15 protein-coding genes are annotated in these 15,349 nt (G+C 64.3%); 8 read left to right on the top strand and 7 right to left on the bottom strand.

The window, feature by feature from the left end; genetic code table 11:
• Positions 1-23 precede the first annotated feature (23 nt).
• The 5 genes from M2332_RS02885 to M2332_RS02865 all read left to right on the top strand — a co-directional run bounded on the left by M2332_RS02885 (position 24) and on the right by M2332_RS02865 (position 5,645).
• Positions 24-881 (top strand): helix-turn-helix domain-containing protein, encoded by an 858-nt coding sequence (locus tag M2332_RS02885; RefSeq protein ID WP_264572896.1) that lies wholly within the window; start codon positions 24-26, stop codon positions 879-881.
• 120 nt (positions 882-1,001) lie between these two features.
• Positions 1,002-1,940 (top strand): hypothetical protein, encoded by a 939-nt coding sequence (locus M2332_RS02880; RefSeq protein WP_264572895.1) that lies wholly within the window; start codon positions 1,002-1,004, stop codon positions 1,938-1,940.
• Positions 1,933-2,880 (top strand): tRNA lysidine(34) synthetase TilS, encoded by a 948-nt coding sequence (gene tilS, locus M2332_RS02875; RefSeq protein WP_264572894.1) that lies wholly within the window; start codon positions 1,933-1,935, stop codon positions 2,878-2,880. Before M2332_RS02880 ends, tilS begins: the two co-directional genes overlap by 8 nt.
• A gap of 70 nt (positions 2,881-2,950) precedes the next feature.
• Positions 2,951-4,900, top strand: a complete 1,950-nt coding sequence (gene ftsH, locus M2332_RS02870) for an ATP-dependent zinc metalloprotease FtsH (RefSeq protein ID WP_181559746.1) — start codon at positions 2,951-2,953, stop codon at positions 4,898-4,900.
• 109 nt (positions 4,901-5,009) lie between these two features.
• On the top strand, positions 5,010-5,645 hold the full coding sequence (locus tag M2332_RS02865; protein ID WP_264572893.1) for a DUF3800 domain-containing protein: 636 nt from the start codon (positions 5,010-5,012) through the stop codon (positions 5,643-5,645).
• Positions 5,646-5,727: 82 nt separating this feature from the next.
• On the opposite strand, the gene rpoZ is transcribed toward M2332_RS02865, so the two are convergent.
• A complete protein-coding gene (rpoZ, locus tag M2332_RS02860; protein WP_181559744.1) occupies positions 5,728-6,072 on the bottom strand; it encodes a DNA-directed RNA polymerase subunit omega in 345 nt (114 codons plus the stop codon).
• Between the two features lie 203 nt (positions 6,073-6,275).
• Here rpoZ and M2332_RS02855 point away from each other — a divergent pair, with 203 nt between their 5' ends.
• A complete protein-coding gene (locus M2332_RS02855) occupies positions 6,276-7,457 on the top strand; it encodes a phospholipase D-like domain-containing protein (RefSeq protein ID WP_264572892.1) in 1,182 nt (393 codons plus the stop codon).
• Here the strand turns inward: M2332_RS02855 and M2332_RS02850 are convergent.
• From M2332_RS02850 to dapF, 5 genes are all read right to left on the bottom strand, one after another.
• Positions 7,426-7,974 (bottom strand): class I SAM-dependent methyltransferase, encoded by a 549-nt coding sequence (locus M2332_RS02850; protein ID WP_264572891.1) that lies wholly within the window; start codon positions 7,972-7,974, stop codon positions 7,426-7,428. The two genes, M2332_RS02855 and M2332_RS02850, sit on opposite strands and share 32 nt — an antisense overlap.
• Positions 7,975-8,177: 203 nt before the next feature.
• On the bottom strand, positions 8,178-8,822 hold the full coding sequence (locus M2332_RS02845; protein ID WP_413715131.1) for an inner membrane-spanning protein YciB: 645 nt from the start codon (positions 8,820-8,822) through the stop codon (positions 8,178-8,180).
• Complete coding sequence (gene ftsY, locus M2332_RS02840; protein WP_264572890.1) at positions 8,812-9,744, bottom strand: signal recognition particle-docking protein FtsY; 933 nt, start codon at positions 9,742-9,744, stop codon at positions 8,812-8,814. The genes M2332_RS02845 and ftsY overlap by 11 nt, the downstream gene beginning before the upstream one ends.
• Positions 9,737-11,077: a tRNA (N(6)-L-threonylcarbamoyladenosine(37)-C(2))-methylthiotransferase MtaB gene (mtaB, locus tag M2332_RS02835; protein WP_264572889.1), complete on the bottom strand. Its 1,341-nt coding sequence runs from the start codon at positions 11,075-11,077 to the stop codon at positions 9,737-9,739. Before mtaB ends, ftsY begins: the two co-directional genes overlap by 8 nt.
• Positions 11,074-11,904, bottom strand: a complete 831-nt coding sequence (dapF, locus tag M2332_RS02830; RefSeq protein ID WP_264572888.1) for a diaminopimelate epimerase — start codon at positions 11,902-11,904, stop codon at positions 11,074-11,076. The genes mtaB and dapF overlap by 4 nt, the downstream gene beginning before the upstream one ends.
• Positions 11,905-12,026: 122 nt before the next feature.
• Between dapF and M2332_RS02825 the strand changes: the two genes are divergently transcribed.
• Both M2332_RS02825 and M2332_RS02820 read left to right on the top strand, forming a co-directional pair.
• Complete coding sequence (locus tag M2332_RS02825) at positions 12,027-12,611, top strand: hypothetical protein (RefSeq protein ID WP_264572887.1); 585 nt, start codon at positions 12,027-12,029, stop codon at positions 12,609-12,611.
• 112 nt (positions 12,612-12,723) lie between these two features.
• Positions 12,724-13,749 carry an aspartate-semialdehyde dehydrogenase gene (locus M2332_RS02820; RefSeq protein ID WP_264572886.1) on the top strand — a complete coding sequence of 342 codons (1,026 nt, stop codon included), beginning with the start codon at positions 12,724-12,726 and terminating at the stop codon, positions 13,747-13,749.
• A gap of 53 nt (positions 13,750-13,802) precedes the next feature.
• On the opposite strand, the gene M2332_RS02815 is transcribed toward M2332_RS02820, so the two are convergent.
• A complete protein-coding gene (locus tag M2332_RS02815; RefSeq protein WP_264572885.1) occupies positions 13,803-15,344 on the bottom strand; it encodes a DHA2 family efflux MFS transporter permease subunit in 1,542 nt (513 codons plus the stop codon).
• Positions 15,345-15,349 lie beyond the last annotated feature (5 nt).

Raw genomic sequence — 15,349 nt, 5'->3', positions numbered from 1 at the left:
AAAATAGACGGAAAAAGGCCTCAATGCGCGAAGATGCGAACGAAAATGAGACGGTCGCGCGCAGCGGACTGAGTGCATCGGCAAAGATGCGGCAGGCGCGTGAGGCCGCAGGCATGTCGCTCGATGATGTAGCGAACCGCACGCGGATTACCTTGCGCCATCTCACCGCGCTGGAAGCCGGTGACTATCAGGCCCTTCCCGGAACGACCTATTGCGCAGGTTTCTCGCGCGCTTATGCCCGCGCGGTCGGCATCGACGAACACGCCCTTGTCAGCAAGGTGCGTGAAGAAATCGCTGAAATGGGCGTCGAGCAGGACCCTTATGAGATCGAGGAGCCAGTCGATCCCAGCAGCGTTCCGCCGCGCTATCTGGTGATCGCCGCCGCCGTCATCGCGCTGCTGTTTGCGGGCGGTTACGCGATCTGGCGGACCCAGTACATCACGCCGCCGACCGACGACCAGCTTGCGATCGAGCAGCGAACCGAGCCGCGCATCGCCGACCCGCGCAACAAATCGGCGGCGCCCGCGCAGAACCCGGCGCAGGCGCGTCCCAATGGCCCGGTGGTCCTGACTGCGGTGAACGAGGTTTGGCTGCGCATCTATCAGCCGGACGGAAAGCGTCTCTTCGAAGGGACGCTGGAGAAGGACAAGAGCTTCACCGTCCCGGCCGAGGCACAGGACCCGATGATCCTCACCGGGCGTCCGGATGCGCTGGCGGTGACCGTTGGCGGGCAGGCTATCCCGCCACTCGGGACTGCCGAGCGGACGATATCGGATGTTCCGCTGACGGCTGCGGCTTTGCTTGAACGCCGCGTTCAGCCCACAGACACCGATCCGGCGGCATCGCAAACCAGCAATGGTGATGCACCGCCGGCGGGTTGATGCTAGCAGGCACGGCCTCGCCAACGGATGGGGTTGCGCTCATTGCGCCTCCGCCACCGGCCAACATGATTTGAACATATCAGGAATTTCACCATGGCAGCAGAGCTTTCCCCCCACGAGATGACCAGTAAACGGACCGGCGGCGGGATTGTCCGCGCGCTGCTCCTTGCCGGCGCCGGCCTGCCGCTGCTCTTCAGTGCCCCGGCAAGCGCCCAGCGCACGGTGGAAGGCCGCGTCGATCGGCTCGAGCAGGAAATGCGGGCCGTGCAGCGCAAGGTGTTTCCCGGCGGGGCGGGCCAGATCATGGCGCCGGAAGTCACGCCGCCTGCGCCGACGCCCGGTGTCGCAGCCGGTGCGCCCGCGACGACGCCGATTGCGGATCTGACGGCGCGAATCAACGCCGTGGAGGCGCAGCTCGCTCGCCTCACCGGTCAGGTCGAGGAGAATGAGCACCGGCTCCGTCAGCTGGAAGAGAATTTCAAGGCGATGAGCGCCGCGCAGGCTGCTCCGGCCGTCGATCCGGCCAGTCCCTTTGGCCCGCCCAGCGCGCCGCTCCCCGACCGCGCGGCCCAGGCTGCGCCGGCGGCGACCCCACGCCCAGCAGCGCAGCCGTCCCTCGTGGCCCGCACCGAAGCGGTGGCGGCGGTCGAGCGCCCCAGCACCGGCAATGCCGCGCTGGATAGCTACACCTATGGCTTCCGCCTCTGGACCGCGAAATTCTATCCCGAGGCGCAGGTGCAGCTGCAGCAGACCGTCGACAAATATGGCAAGGACCCGATCGCCAGCCGTGCCCATAATCTGCTCGGCCGTGCGTTTCTCGATGACAAGAAGCCGGCGGCTGCAGCCAAGATTTTCTACGAAAATTACCGGCAGCGCCCGGCTGGCGACCGCGCGGCGGAGAGCCTTGCCTGGGTGGGTGAGTCGCTCATCCAGCTCAACCGGCTGAAGGACGCGTGCCTCGCCTATGATGAGTTGAACGAGGTGTTCGGCGCCAACATGCCGGCCAGCGTGCGCGACATGATGACCAAGGGCCGGACCCGCGCCAAATGTAGTGGCTGACACGCTCGCGCAGCGATTTCCCGAGGCAGTTCAGCACCTGCTTGGGCGCGCCTTGCAAGCGTCCGAGCGCGTTGGCATCGCAGTCTCGGGCGGAGCGGACAGCATGGCGCTGCTCTCGCTGGCTGCGCGTTGCTGGCCCGGGCAGGTTGAGGCGGCGACGGTCGATCACCGATTGCGAGCCGATTCCGCCGCGGAAGCAGCCATGGTGGCCCATTGGTGCCAAAGCGAGGGCGTACCCCACGCGACTTTGACCGTCGCGCGGTCCCTTGACGGCAATCTTCAGGCGGCGGCACGTGCAGCGCGCTATGCCCTGTTGGAGGACTGGCAGCAGGCGCGGGGCCTCGACTGGCTGATGACGGCGCATCAGGCGGACGATCAGCTCGAAACGCTGGTCCTGCGGCTCAATCGCGGGGCGGGGGTGGCGGGACTGTCAGCCATCCGGGCCCGGCGCGGGACATTGCTGCGGCCGCTGCTCAATGAGCGCCGCGCTGATCTGCGCGCGTGGTGCCAGAGCGAAAACGTCCCGTTCATCGACGATCCGAGCAACGAGAACCAGCGGTTCGACCGCGTAAGGGTTCGGCAGGCACTGACTGGCTGCGATCTGATTGACCCCGGTGGCATGAACCGCGCGCTGGAAGCGCTGGGCGAAGCGGAGGACGCCATCGCGTGGATGCTGGACCGGCTCGCCGCCGAGCACCTTGTGCTGGCCGAGGATCGCGCCGACCTCACGCGAACGGACCTGCCGCCCGAGCTGCTTCGCCGCCTGATCTTGCGCATGGTTGCCCATCTCAATCCGCAGGCAGAAAAACCGCGCGGGCCATCGCTGGATCAAGCGCTTGTTCAACTTTTCGATGGTAAGACCGTCACCTTGGCAGACTGCCTTGTCACCGGAGGGGCGCGATGGACGATGCGGCGGGCACCACCGCGCAAGTCGTGCTGAGCCCAAAGCCGTTCCGGGCATTGTGTTCCGGGCAGGAAGTCCTATTTTGGACCGCGAAAGCGAGTGGTTGATGAACGATAACAAAGAGCCGCAAGGCAATCCATGGATCAAGAGCGCCCTCATATTGGCGGGCGTGTTTCTTGCGCTGCTAATGTTCGTGACGGTGTTCGACAGCAAGGGCATGAGCAACAACGGCACCGCGATTGCCTATTCCGATTTCCGCGACCGGGTTTCGGCTGACGCGGTGAAGGAAGTGGCGATCGGTCCGGACCGGATCAGTGGCGTGCTCAAGAACGATCAGCGTTTCGTCACCTACGCCGTGCCGGACCCGCAGCTCACGGCGCTGCTGGACGAGCATAAGGTCAAATATAGCGGCCAGCCCGAAGAACAGCCGAACTTCTGGATGATCCTGCTCTACCAGTCGCTGCCGTTCATCCTGATCCTCGGCATCGCCTTTTTCGTTCTGCGCCAGATGCAGAAGGGTGGCGGCGCCGGTGGCGCGATGGGCTTTGGCAAGTCCAAGGCCAAGCTGCTCACCGAGAAGCAGGGGCGGGTGACGTTCGACGACGTGGCCGGCATCGATGAAGCCCGTGAGGAGCTTCAGGAGATCGTCGAGTTCCTCAAGGACCCGAGCAAGTTTGCGCGACTGGGCGGCAAGATCCCCAAGGGCGCGCTGCTGGTCGGCTCGCCGGGCACCGGCAAGACGCTGCTGGCGCGCGCGATCGCGGGCGAGGCGGGCGTGCCGTTCTTCACCATTTCGGGCTCTGACTTCGTCGAAATGTTTGTGGGCGTCGGCGCAAGCCGCGTGCGCGACATGTTCGAGCAGGCCAAGAAGAACGCACCCTGCATCGTCTTCATCGACGAGATCGACGCGGTCGGTCGCCATCGTGGCGCGGGCCTGGGCAATGGCAATGACGAGCGCGAGCAGACGCTGAACCAGCTGCTGGTCGAGATGGATGGCTTTGAATCGAACGAAGGCATCATCATCATCGCCGCGACCAACCGGCCTGACGTGCTCGATCCGGCGCTGCTGCGTCCGGGTCGTTTCGACCGTCAGGTCGTCGTGCCGCGGCCGGATATCGAGGGGCGCATCAAGATCCTCGAAGTCCATATGGCGAAGGTGCCGCTGGCGCCCGACGTCGATGCCCGCACGATTGCACGTGGTACGCCCGGCTTCTCCGGTGCCGACCTTGCCAATCTCGTCAACGAGGCGGCGCTGATGGCGGCGCGGCGCGGCAAGCGTCTCGTGGCCAGCGCCGAGTTCGAGGCGGCCAAGGACAAGGTGATGATGGGCTCCGAACGGCGCTCCATGGTCATGACCGAGGACGAGAAGAAGATGACGGCCTATCATGAGGCTGGTCACGCCATCGTCGCGATTCACGAGCCGGCGTCCGATCCGATCCACAAGGCGACAATCATCCCGCGCGGTCGCGCACTGGGCATGGTGATGCGTCTGCCCGAGCGGGACAGCTACAGCTATCACCGCGACAAGATGCACGCCAATCTGGCGGTCGCCATGGGCGGGCGCGTGGCTGAGGAAGTGATCTTCGGTCACGAAAAGGTGTCGTCCGGTGCTTCCGGCGATATCCAGTACGCCACGCGGCTCGCGCGCGACATGGTCACCCAGTGGGGCATGTCCGACGAGCTGGGGCCGCTGCAATATGAGGAGCCGCAGGGCGAGACCTTCCTCGGTTACTCGCAAAGCCAGCGCGTGCACATGTCCAATGAAACCGCGCAGAAGATCGACGCGGAGATCCGCAAGGTTGTCGAATCCGGTTATGATCGGGCCAAGACGGTGCTGAGCGATCATCTCGACCAGCTTCACCTGCTGGCCAATGCGCTGCTGGAGTTCGAAACGCTCTCGGGCGACGAGATCAAGACTTTGATCGACAAGGGCGAACTCGTGCGTCCGAGTGGTGAGAAGATCCGGCCCTCTCCGGTCCCGGTGACGGGCACGTCGATCCCCAAGACGGGCAAGCGCAAAGGCCCGATCAGCGATCCGACGCCGCAAAACGTCTGACCCTCATGAGGGTGGACACGAAAGACTGATTGTCGCCGCGAGCCCACGGGCTTTGCGGCGACATTCATTTCAACAGGCGGCCATTTCAAGAAGCGGCGCAGGAGGACGGATGCCCATCTATATTGACGAAAGCGGCAGTCTTCCCGCGGGCGCCATGATCATGGCTGGCGTCGAGATCGAGGCGGATGCAGCAGACCGGCTGCTGGCTCGGTTTCGTGCGGTTGTGGGTTTGCGCGGTGAGCTCAAGGGCAGCCGGATCGGTCTGGTCGAACGCGCCTTCTTCTTCGAACTGCTCGACCGGTTCGGTGCCCGGGCCAAGATCTGCATCATCCGCGCCGACCCGCAAGACGCCGGACGCCGTCCCGAAGACCTCGACGTCTATGTCGCTCTACTCACCCAACTGGTAGATGAGTGGCGACCGGATGCGGAGGAGGATTGTCTGCAGGTCTTCATCGATGCGGGTCGCTATGACACGCTAGTGCTGGAATCCGTGCGGCACGACATTGCCAAAAGGCTCGCGCGATGCGGCAGCGCGCAGATGATCGACAGCAGGCGCTCGGCGGGGGTGCAGATCGCCGATGTCGTCGCCAACAGCTTCTACAACATCGCGATCCGGTCTGGCCGCTCCGCACGGATCGAGACCATCGTCGAGCCCTTTCTTGCAGGCGGCGTGCTGCAAACCAGCGATTTGCGCCACAGGCCGGCACCGCGCGCGCCGCATCCGGTAGCGGCAAGGCACGATTGACGTCGAATTCAGGCCCTAGCCGCATAAAAAAAGGCGGCTTCGACTGTGCCGAAACCGCCTTTCAATCTGATGTTCTGGGGGCTTAGCCGTCGTAATCGGCACCCAGGCTGTGCGAGCGCGGCGGCGTCGCAGCCGTGAGGCGCAGCGCCTCGGCAGAGCGTGCGATCGAGCCGATTTCGTCCGGCGTATCGTCGTCGTCGATCTGCATCTTCTGCATCGAGCCGACGAGATCATGCTTGAGGTCGTCCGGCATGATCGTCTCTTCAGCGATCTCGCGCAGAGCGACGACCGGGTTCTTGTCGCGATCCCGATCCACGGTCAGCTCGGCGCCACCGGAGATGGTCCGGGCGCGCTGGGCCGCGAGGAGAACGAGGTCGAACCGGTTGGGAACCTTGTCGATGCAATCTTCGACAGTAACGCGCGCCATGCTTGGCTCCTGAACAGATTAAGGAGAATGCGGGAAAGGCTGTCAGCTAACAGTCGAGGGAGCGAAAGTCAAGAAAATCGCAGGGGCGATGGGAGGCTCGCGGCGCTGCGATCGTGGAAACAATAGCGTCCATCCGGCATTGAAAGGGTGGGATGCGCGCGTGATGGTTGGCAAGGCAGGGTGGTTGACGCATGAGGGGGGGCATGACAGGCAACGTCTCTACGCTGGCACCGCGCGTGCAGGATGATCGCCTGCACGAGGTGGCCGGTAACAAGCTCAGGTTGCTGCCCGGCGGGCAGGATCGGCTCGATACGCTGCTCGATCTGATTGGCAACGCGCGCGAGACACTCGACCTCTATTTTTATATTTTCGCGGCGGACGACTGCAGCACGCTGATCCGTGACGCTCTGGTCGAGGCCTGCAAGCGCGGCGTCGCTGTCACACTGATGATCGACGCGTTCGGATCGGCGCGGACGCCCGATGGGTTCTTCGATGCCTTCATCTGTGCTGGTGGGCGTTTCGCGCGGTTCGGTGCGCGTCGATCCATGCGCTACCTGATCCGCAATCATCAGAAGATGGTGATCTGCGATGGCCGGCGGGCGATGATCGGCGGGTTCAATTGCGAGAACAGCTACTTCGCAGGCCCCGAGGACGCGAACGCCTGGTGCGACCTCGGCCTCGCGCTTGAAGGGCCGCTCGTCGAAGATCTCGGCCGATGGTATCAGGGATTGGCGAAGTGGAGCCTGGAAAGCCGGCAGCGGTTCAGCCATCTGCGCCGGCTGGTCCGCACCTGGCAGCCCGGCGAAGGAAAGGCGCGCTGGCTGATCGGGGGACCGACGCGCTTTCTTAACAGCTGGGCCAAGTGCGTGAAGACAGATTTGCACCATGGCCGCACGCTCGATCTGGTCGCGGCCTATTTTTCCCCGAGCCCCGGCATCATGCGCCGCATAGCCGGCATCGCCCAGCGTGGGAGCGCCCGGCTCATCACGCCGGAGCGATCCGATAACACCACCACGGTCGGGGCTGCCCGGCACTTGTATCGGCGGCTGCTGCGGGCCGGGGTGCGAATCCTGGAATATCAGCCGCAGAAGCTGCACATGAAGCTGATCGTCATTGATGACATCGTCTACGTCGGTTCCGCCAATTTTGACATGCGCAGCCTGTTCCTCAATCTGGAGCTGATGCTGCGCATCGAGGATGCCGAATTTGCCCGCGCCGCGCGCGCGCTGGTCGACACGATGGCGAAGGACAGCACGGTCATCGACGGCCGCACTTATGCGGCACTCGCCAGTCCGTTCAGTCGGTTTCGATGGTGGATCGATTATCTTCTGGTCGGCGTGGCCGACTATACCGTCACGCGACGGCTAAACTTTCGGCGTCGCTGAGCGCGGCGCCCACGTCGTCACCCTTGCGCGCCCAGAACAGGCGGGCAGGGGGAATGCATCGCCACACCATGCCTTGCGCGACATTCGCGAAATTGGCTTCAAGGCGTGAGAGCACGAAGCGCGAATATTGATAGACGAGAAACTGCCCGCCCGGACGGATGGCGCGCGCCGTTGCGGCAGCGATGTCGTCGGCGACAGCGGGGGGCAGAGTGGAAAAGGGCAGGCCGGAGATGATGTAATCCGCGGCCTCGAAACCCTCACGTGCGAGAATGGCTTCCACATCGGCGGCCGATCCTTCCACGCAGATCAGCCTTGGGTCCGCCATGTGCTGGCGCAGGTGGGTTACGAACATGGGATTGGTATCGATGGCGATCAGCCGCGCGTCCGGCCCAAGCCGCTCAAGAATGCGCCGGGTGAACACGCCCGTGCCCGGCCCATATTCGACGACGCAACGCACATCCTGCCAATCGACCGGATCGAGCAGGGCGTGAATGGCGATGTCGGACGTGGGGATCACCGATCCCACCATCCGCGGATGGCGGATAAACTGTTGAAGGAACAAAAATTTGGGAGACATTGCCAACGTCGTTGCGGTCACTTTCCGGGCTTCCCTCTCTTTGACGTGACAAATTAACGCGCGACGCGCAAGGTCGTTTCTTAAGCCTTGAAGAATATTGCTAAAATTCTTCGGCCAACATCAGCGTTTGTCGCGCGCTTGTCTTAGGCCGTTGGGCCGCTCTGCTTGTCGCCCAGCTCCAAACCGTGCTTCATGAGCATGGGGACATTGGCCATGGCGAACAGCATCGAGGCAGCGGTGACGCCCCAGACCTTGACCAGCAGCCACGTATCGAAATCGAGCGACATCCGCATCAGTTCATTCGCCACGCCGAGCGCCGCGAAGAAGAAGCCCCAGTTGCGCGAGAGCTTGAGCCAGCCCGTTTCATCCAGCCCGCTATAGGCCGACTGCAGCAGGTAGCGCAGCAACGGGCGGCCGCCCATCCAGCCCCCGATCAGCATCAGCGCGAAGAAGCCGTAAATGATCGTCGGCTTGAGCTGGATAAAGGCCGGATCATGGAAATACAGCGTCAGGGCGCCGAAGAAGAGAACCAGGATCGCCGAGAGCCAGAGCATCGGCGACACCTTGCCCAGCCGCCATTTGCTGACCACCACGGCCACCGCAATCGCGGCCATGAAGGCGGCAGTGCCGGCAAACATGCCGATGAACTTGGTGGCAAGGAAGAAGACGAGCAACGGCCCGAAATCAAGTGCCATCGGCAGCCAGCTTTCGCCCTTCGGGCCGGGTGCGATCGGCGCGGAATCGATGGTCGCATCGACGCGGGGCCGGGCTTTGTCGTCAGCGTGCATAAGCCGCTCCTGCAATGGCGTGGGCGAGTTCGCCGGGGTCGAAGGGGCGCAGATCGTCGATCTTCTCGCCTACGCCGATGGCGTGAATGGGCAGGCCGAATTTCTCGGCCGCCGCGACCAGAACGCCGCCCCGCGCCGTGCCATCCAGCTTGGTCATCACCAGCCCGGTGACATTGGCGACATTCTGGAAAATCTCGATCTGCGACAGCGCATTCTGGCCGGTCGTCGCGTCGAGCACGAGCACGACATCGTGCGGCGCGGCGGGATTGAGGCGCCCCAGCACGCGGCGGATCTTGGCCAGCTCGTCCATCAACTCCGTGCGGTTCTGCAACCGCCCGGCGGTATCGACGATAAGGATGTCCGTGCCCTGCGCGGTCGCCTGCTTGACCGCGTCGAACACCACGCCTGCCGCATCGCCGCCTTCCGGTCCGGTGACGATGGGCACGCCCAACCGCTCGGCCCAGATGCGCAACTGGCCGATGGCCGCGGCGCGGAAGGTGTCGCCGGCCGCCAGCATCACGCTGTAGTCCTGCTCCTGGAACAGATGCGCGAGCTTGGCGATGGTCGTCGTCTTGCCCGAGCCGTTGACGCCGATGACTAGGATGACCTGCGGGCGCGGGAAAGCCTCGATCTCGATGGGCTTGGCTACCGGGGTCAGCACCTTCTCGATTTCCTCGGCGAGGATCTCGCGCAGATATTCCTCGGTCAGTTCCTTGTTGAAGCGCCCCTCGGCTAGCCGGTCACGGATGCGCGCGGCCATCGCCGGGCCAAGATCGGTCGTGTAGAGCGCTTCCTCCAGCTCATCGAGCGTCTGCTCATCCAGCGCCGCCTTGGCAAAGACGCCGGAAATGCTCTCACCGAGCCGGTCGGAAGTGCGTTTGAAGCCGCCGAAAAGGCGATCGCGCCAGGAAAGTTCAGCCATGCTCGGCTCCATGCGCGATGAGCGTGTTTCCCTCAAGCCCCGTGATGCGGGCGCGGACAATCTCGCCGGGCTTTTGTGGGGTAGCAAAGCGGACCGGCGCGAAGCTCTCGCCATAGCCCATGAGTCCGCTGGTCTCGATCAGCACGCTCTGGGTGGAGCCGACGAGGGCGCGAAGCCATACCGTCCGTTCGGCGTCACAGGCGGCCCGAAGCCGCGCGGCGCGCTCGCGGATTACGGCCCGGTCGACCTGGGGCATCCGCGCTGCCGGGGTGGTGTCACGCGGCGAGTAAGGGAAAATATGGCCGTGAACGATGCGGCAATCACGAACCAGCGCGAGACTGTTCTCGAACATCCCATCGTCCTCGGTCGGGAAGCCGGCAATGATGTCCGCGCCGATGGCGATCTCCGGGCGCCTCGCGTGCAAGCGCTCGACCAGATCGACGGCCTGAGCACGGCTGTGCCGACGCTTCATCCGCTTGAGAATCATGTCATCGCCCGCCTGCAGCGAGAGATGGACATGCGGCATGAGCCGCGGTTCGCCGGCGATGAGCTCGAACAGCCGGTCGTCGATCTCGATGCCGTCGAGTGAGGAGAGGCGCAGGCGGGGCAGGTCAGGCACATGGCGCAGGATGCGCTCGACCAGCAGCCCGAGACTGGGCGTGCCGGGCAGGTCCGGCCCATAGCTCGTCACGTCGACGCCGGTGAGCACGATTTCCTGCACGCCCTCATCGACCAGTGCGCGGATCTGATCCACCACGGCGCCGGCCGGTACCGATCGGCTCGGTCCACGGCCGAAGGGGATGATGCAGAAGGTGCAGCGATGATCGCAGCCATTCTGCACCACGACGAAGGCGCGAACCCGCTCGGCAAAGGCGGCCAGCAGGTGCGGCGCCTGATGTTCGAGGGTCATGATATCGGCGACACGGACCCGCTCGGGCGATGGAATCTCTCCTCCGTTCGTGTCGAGCGAAGTCGAGACACCAGAGGACGAGCCTGGCCGTATCTCGACTTCGCTCGATACGAACGGAGAGGTCCGGAGATGCTCTGCAAAGTCCGCCTTCTCGCCATTCCCGATCACGGCGGCAACCTCCGGCATAGCAGCGAACATTCCGGGGTCGGTCTGCGCCGCGCAGCCTGTGACCACGATGCGCGCCTCCGGCCGGGCACGATGAGCGCGGCGAATGGCTTGGCGGGTCTGGCGGACGGCCTCGCCGGTGACCGCGCAGCTGTTCACCACGACAAGATCATCCTGCCCGCCCAATTGCTGGCGAATGGCCTCACTCTCGGCAATGTTGAGCCGGCAGCCGAGCGTGATGACCTCGGGGCCGGTCATGCGGCGGGTGCGAACTCAGCCGGATCGAGCGTGCCATCGAACACATGGGCAGCCGGGCCGGTCATGCTGATATGGCCACCCGGCGCCCAATCGATGAGAAGATCACCGCCCGGCAGACTGACGCGCACCGGACCTTGAGCGATCCCCCGGCGAAGCGCGCTGACTGCCGTCGCGCAGGCGCCGGTCCCGCAGGCCTGGGTGAAGCCAGCTCCGCGTTCCCAGACCACCAACCGAATATGGTCGGGCGCGAGCATCTGCGCGAAATTCACGTTCACGCGGGTTGGGAACAGCGGATCATGCTCGATCAGCGGCCCGAGGCGCGCCATGTCCACATCATCCAGCGCATCGACGAAGAACACCACATGCGGGTTGCCAATGCTCACCGCGGACGGCGCCGGCAGATCGTCCCAGCTCACCGGCATGGTGAGCGTGTCCATGGCATAAGCCAACGGCACCTGCTCCCAATCCGTCCGCGCCTCGCCCATGTCGACGCTGACCAAATTACCCTGGCGATGCGCCTCCAGCAGTCCGGCATTGGTCTCGATGGTGACGTCCCGCCCCACGAACAGCGGCACGCAGCGGGTGGCATTGCCGCACGCATCGACCTCGCTGCCATCCTGGTTGAAGATGCGCATGGAGACATCGGCGCGCTCGGAGGCGCCGACGACGATCAACTGATCGCATCCCACCCCGGTCCGACGGTCGGCAATGGCCCGTGCCAGCTGCTCGGTCATGACGACAGGTCGCTCGCGGGCATCGATGACCACGAAGTCATTTCCGAGGCCGTGCATCTTGGCGAAGGAGAGAAGGGCGGGGTTGGCAGACATGCGGCGCATTTAGGCGCGCGAGGCGGCGAAGTCCATGTTTCGCGGAAAAATGCAGCTGCTCGGGGTTGTCACTGCGGCCCCCAACGCCCATTCTCTATCGAAGCTGATGAGATGGAGGAGGCATGATGAGACGATTGACCCTGGTGGCGGCACTGGCGCTTCTTTCTGCCTGCGGCCAATCCGGGTCAAATCTCTCGGAGGACGTCTCGAACAGCCTCAACGTGCTGGAAGGCGATGTCGGATCGCAAGCCAAGGCAGCCAATGCGATGAACAGCGCCGGCAACAGCGCGGCGAATAGCACAGAGCCGGGCAAAGTGCTCGTCGGCGGCCTGCCCTTGCGGCTGGGCTATTATGTTTCCAACGAAACGGCCTGTGAGTCAGCCTCCAAAGCCACGGTCACGCTGATCGGCCGGAATGGCTATAGCGGCGCGCGCTACAGTTGCACCTTCGGCACCATCGAGAAGACCGGCGCCACCACCTATCGCGTGACCGAGACATGCCGGGAAGGCGATGCCCTCGCAAGCCGGCAGGAGGTGCGCACCAGCACCCGGACCTATGACGTGACCGATGCGGAAAATTACGCTGCCCAATCGGACAGCGGCTGGGCCAACAAGGCGCGTTACTGCCCGCAGAGCAGCCTGCCGGCACCGTGGAAAGACGAGGATATGCGCGCGCTGACCGGCGCGCCGCCACCAGAAAAGCCCTGACCCTTCACCGGCGGGGCACAAGTACCCGCCACAAGATTGCGCTTTTGCCTCTGCGGCCCTTTTGCGGTATCCGGCCCGCTGTTTCCCTCATTCAACCGCTGGAGAAGCCCCTGTGGGATATCGTGTCGTCGTCGTAGGCGCCACCGGCAACGTCGGTCGCGAAATGCTCAACATCCTTGCCGAGCGGGAGTTCCCCATCGACGAGATCGCGGCCGTTGCCAGTGCGCGGTCGACGGGCGACGAGATCGAGTTCGGTGAGACCGGCAAGATGCTCAAGGTCAAGAATATCGAGCATTTCGATTTCACGGGCTGGGATATGGCCCTGTTCGCCGCCGGCTCCGGACCGACCAAGGAATATGCGCCCAAGGCCGCCGCCGCTGGCTGCGTGGTGATCGACAACAGCTCGCTCTACCGCATGGACCCCGATGTGCCGCTCATCGTGCCGGAGGTGAATCCCGAGGCCATCGAGGGCTACCGACGCAAGAACATCATCGCGAACCCTAATTGCTCGACCGCGCAGCTCGTCGTGGCGCTCAAGCCACTGCACGATGCCGCCAAGATCAAGCGGGTGGTCGTGGCGACCTATCAGTCCGTGTCCGGGGCCGGCAAGGAGGGGATGGACGAGCTGTTCGAGCAGAGCCGTAACATCTTCGTCGGCGATTCCGCTGAACCCAAGAAGTTCACCAAGCAGATCGCCTTCAACGTCATTCCCCACATCGACGTGTTCCTCGACGATGGCTCCACCAAGGAAGAGTGGAAGATGGTGGTCGAGACCAAGAAGATCCTCGATCCCAAGATCAAGGTCACCGCGACCTGCGTGCGGGTGCCGGTGTTCGTCGGCCACAGCGAGGCCGTAAACATCGAGTTCGAGGATGAGATCAGCGCGAAGGAAGCGAAGAAAATCCTGCGTGAGGCGCCGGGTGTGATGCTCGTCGACAAGCATGAAGACGGCGGATACGTCACCCCGGTCGAGTGCGTGGGCGATTATGCGACCTTCGTCAGCCGCGTACGCGAGGATTCGACCGTCGAGAACGGCCTGTCGCTCTGGTGCGTCTCGGATAATCTGCGCAAGGGCGCGGCGCTGAATGCGGTGCAGATCGCCGAACTGCTCGGCCGCGAGCACCTGCAGAAGGGCTGAGCCTTATACCTGTCAACGCCCGGCGGCGACCGTCCGCCGGGCTTGGCGCCCCCTCACTCGCTGATCGGGGGTGGCGGGGGCGATCCTGGCCCTCGCTTGGGCTTGCGCAGGAAGAAGGCGGCCGGAATGATCAGCGTGCTGACGATGGCCATGGCGTAGAAATCGTCGAGGAAGGCGATCATCGTCGCCTGCTGGTTCACGATCCCGTCGATCGTCGCGAGTACGGTCGTGCCGAAGCTGCCGAAGCGCTGCAACTCGCTCGGGTCCACCGGCAGATTGGCCGACGAGATATGCTGCGTGAGATCGGCATGGCTGACCTGGCTGTTGCGCGCCAGCAGCGCCATCACCACCGCGATGCCGATGGACGAGCCGATGTTCCGGGTAAGGTTGAGCACGGCGGCGCCCTCGGTGCGGGCGCCGGGTGGCAGGGTGCCGAAGGCGAGCATCTGCAGGGGCACGAATACGATGCCGATACCGGCCCCCTGAACTACGCCGGTGACCACGAACGGCACCCAGTTCTGCTCCAGTGACCAGCCGGTCATCATCCACAAAGAACTGGCCGTGACCGAGAAGCCGCCGGCAATCAGCACGCGCGGATCGATGAGGCTGGTCAGGCGGCTGGAAAGGGCCATGGCGACCAGCAGGCCCGCGCCGCGTGTCGCCAGGATCCAGCCGGTGTCGACCACTGAATAGCCATAGAGGCCCTGGAGCAGCGGCGGGAGCAGCGCCATGGCGGCGAACATCACCAGACCGATGATGAACATGAACGCAGCGGCGCTCAGGAAATTGCGATCTGCGAAGAGGGCAGGGGCGAAGAGCGGCTTGCGGGCGGTGAGCGTGTGGACCGCGAACATCCACAGGCCGCTAACGGCCAGAGCGGCCTCGACCCAGATTTCCGTCGAGGAGAACCAGTCGGCATGTTGCCCGCGGTCAAGCATGAGCTGGAGGCTCGCCAGACCCAAGGCGATCAGCGCGAAGCCGAACAGGTCGAAATTCCGCCGCTGCAGCGGCTTCTCGGGGAGAAGGGCGTAAAGCCCGACCAGGCAGACGATGCCGAAGGGGACGTTGACGAAGAAGCACCAGCGCCAGTCGATCCACTCGGTCAGCCACCCGCCGACCACCGGCCCCATGATCGGGCCGATCATGACGCCCATGCCATAGACGGACATCGCCTTGGCGTGCTGGGACGGGCGATTGATGTCGAGCATCAAGCTCTGCGCCAGCGGGCCGACAAAGGCGCCGCCAACACCCTGCAGCGCGCGGAACAGCACCATCTCCGTCAGGCTCTGCGCAATGCCGCAGAGCACGGAGGCCACCACGAAGACGAAGACGGAAATCAGCAGCAGTCGCCGCGTCCCGATCCGGTCCGCAAGCCAGCCGGTGATGGGAATGGCGATGGCGGCGGCGAGGATGTAGCTGGTGAGTACCCAGCTGATTGTCTCGTCACTGGCACCGAGTGAGGCGCGCATGTGCGGCAGCGCCACGTTGGTGATCGTCGTATCGAGCACCTGCATGATCATGGCCGACATGATCGCCATGGTCAGCAGCGCCTTGTGGCGCACCTGCAGTTGCGGAAGATCCGACGTAGGGGCCATGATGC

The sequence above is a fragment of the Sphingobium sp. B11D3A genome, assembly GCF_025961695.1.
Classification (GTDB): Bacteria; Pseudomonadota; Alphaproteobacteria; order Sphingomonadales; family Sphingomonadaceae; genus Sphingobium.
The sequence above is the reverse complement of the archived record's forward strand: the minus strand, read 5'-3'. Positions and strand labels throughout refer to the sequence as shown.

What these genes read in the sequence shown, in the direction of transcription:
- M2332_RS02885 (WP_264572896.1), top strand. Translation starts at nt 24, where the DNA reads ATGCGCGAAGATGCGAACGAAAATGAGACGGTCGCGCGCAGCGGACTG.
- M2332_RS02880 (WP_264572895.1), top strand. Translation starts at nt 1,002, where the DNA reads ATGACCAGTAAACGGACCGGCGGCGGGATTGTCCGCGCGCTGCTCCTT.
- ftsH (WP_181559746.1), top strand. Translation starts at nt 2,951, where the DNA reads ATGAACGATAACAAAGAGCCGCAAGGCAATCCATGGATCAAGAGCGCC.
- M2332_RS02865 (WP_264572893.1), top strand. Translation starts at nt 5,010, where the DNA reads ATGCCCATCTATATTGACGAAAGCGGCAGTCTTCCCGCGGGCGCCATG.
- rpoZ (WP_181559744.1), bottom strand. Translation starts at nt 6,072, where the DNA reads ATGGCGCGCGTTACTGTCGAAGATTGCATCGACAAGGTTCCCAACCGG.
- M2332_RS02855 (WP_264572892.1), top strand. Translation starts at nt 6,276, where the DNA reads ATGACAGGCAACGTCTCTACGCTGGCACCGCGCGTGCAGGATGATCGC.
- M2332_RS02845 (WP_413715131.1), bottom strand. Translation starts at nt 8,822, where the DNA reads ATGCACGCTGACGACAAAGCCCGGCCCCGCGTCGATGCGACCATCGAT.
- ftsY (WP_264572890.1), bottom strand. Translation starts at nt 9,744, where the DNA reads ATGGCTGAACTTTCCTGGCGCGATCGCCTTTTCGGCGGCTTCAAACGC.
- mtaB (WP_264572889.1), bottom strand. Translation starts at nt 11,077, where the DNA reads ATGACCGGCCCCGAGGTCATCACGCTCGGCTGCCGGCTCAACATTGCC.
- dapF (WP_264572888.1), bottom strand. Translation starts at nt 11,904, where the DNA reads ATGTCTGCCAACCCCGCCCTTCTCTCCTTCGCCAAGATGCACGGCCTC.
- M2332_RS02825 (WP_264572887.1), top strand. Translation starts at nt 12,027, where the DNA reads ATGATGAGACGATTGACCCTGGTGGCGGCACTGGCGCTTCTTTCTGCC.
- M2332_RS02815 (WP_264572885.1), bottom strand. Translation starts at nt 15,344, where the DNA reads ATGGCCCCTACGTCGGATCTTCCGCAACTGCAGGTGCGCCACAAGGCG.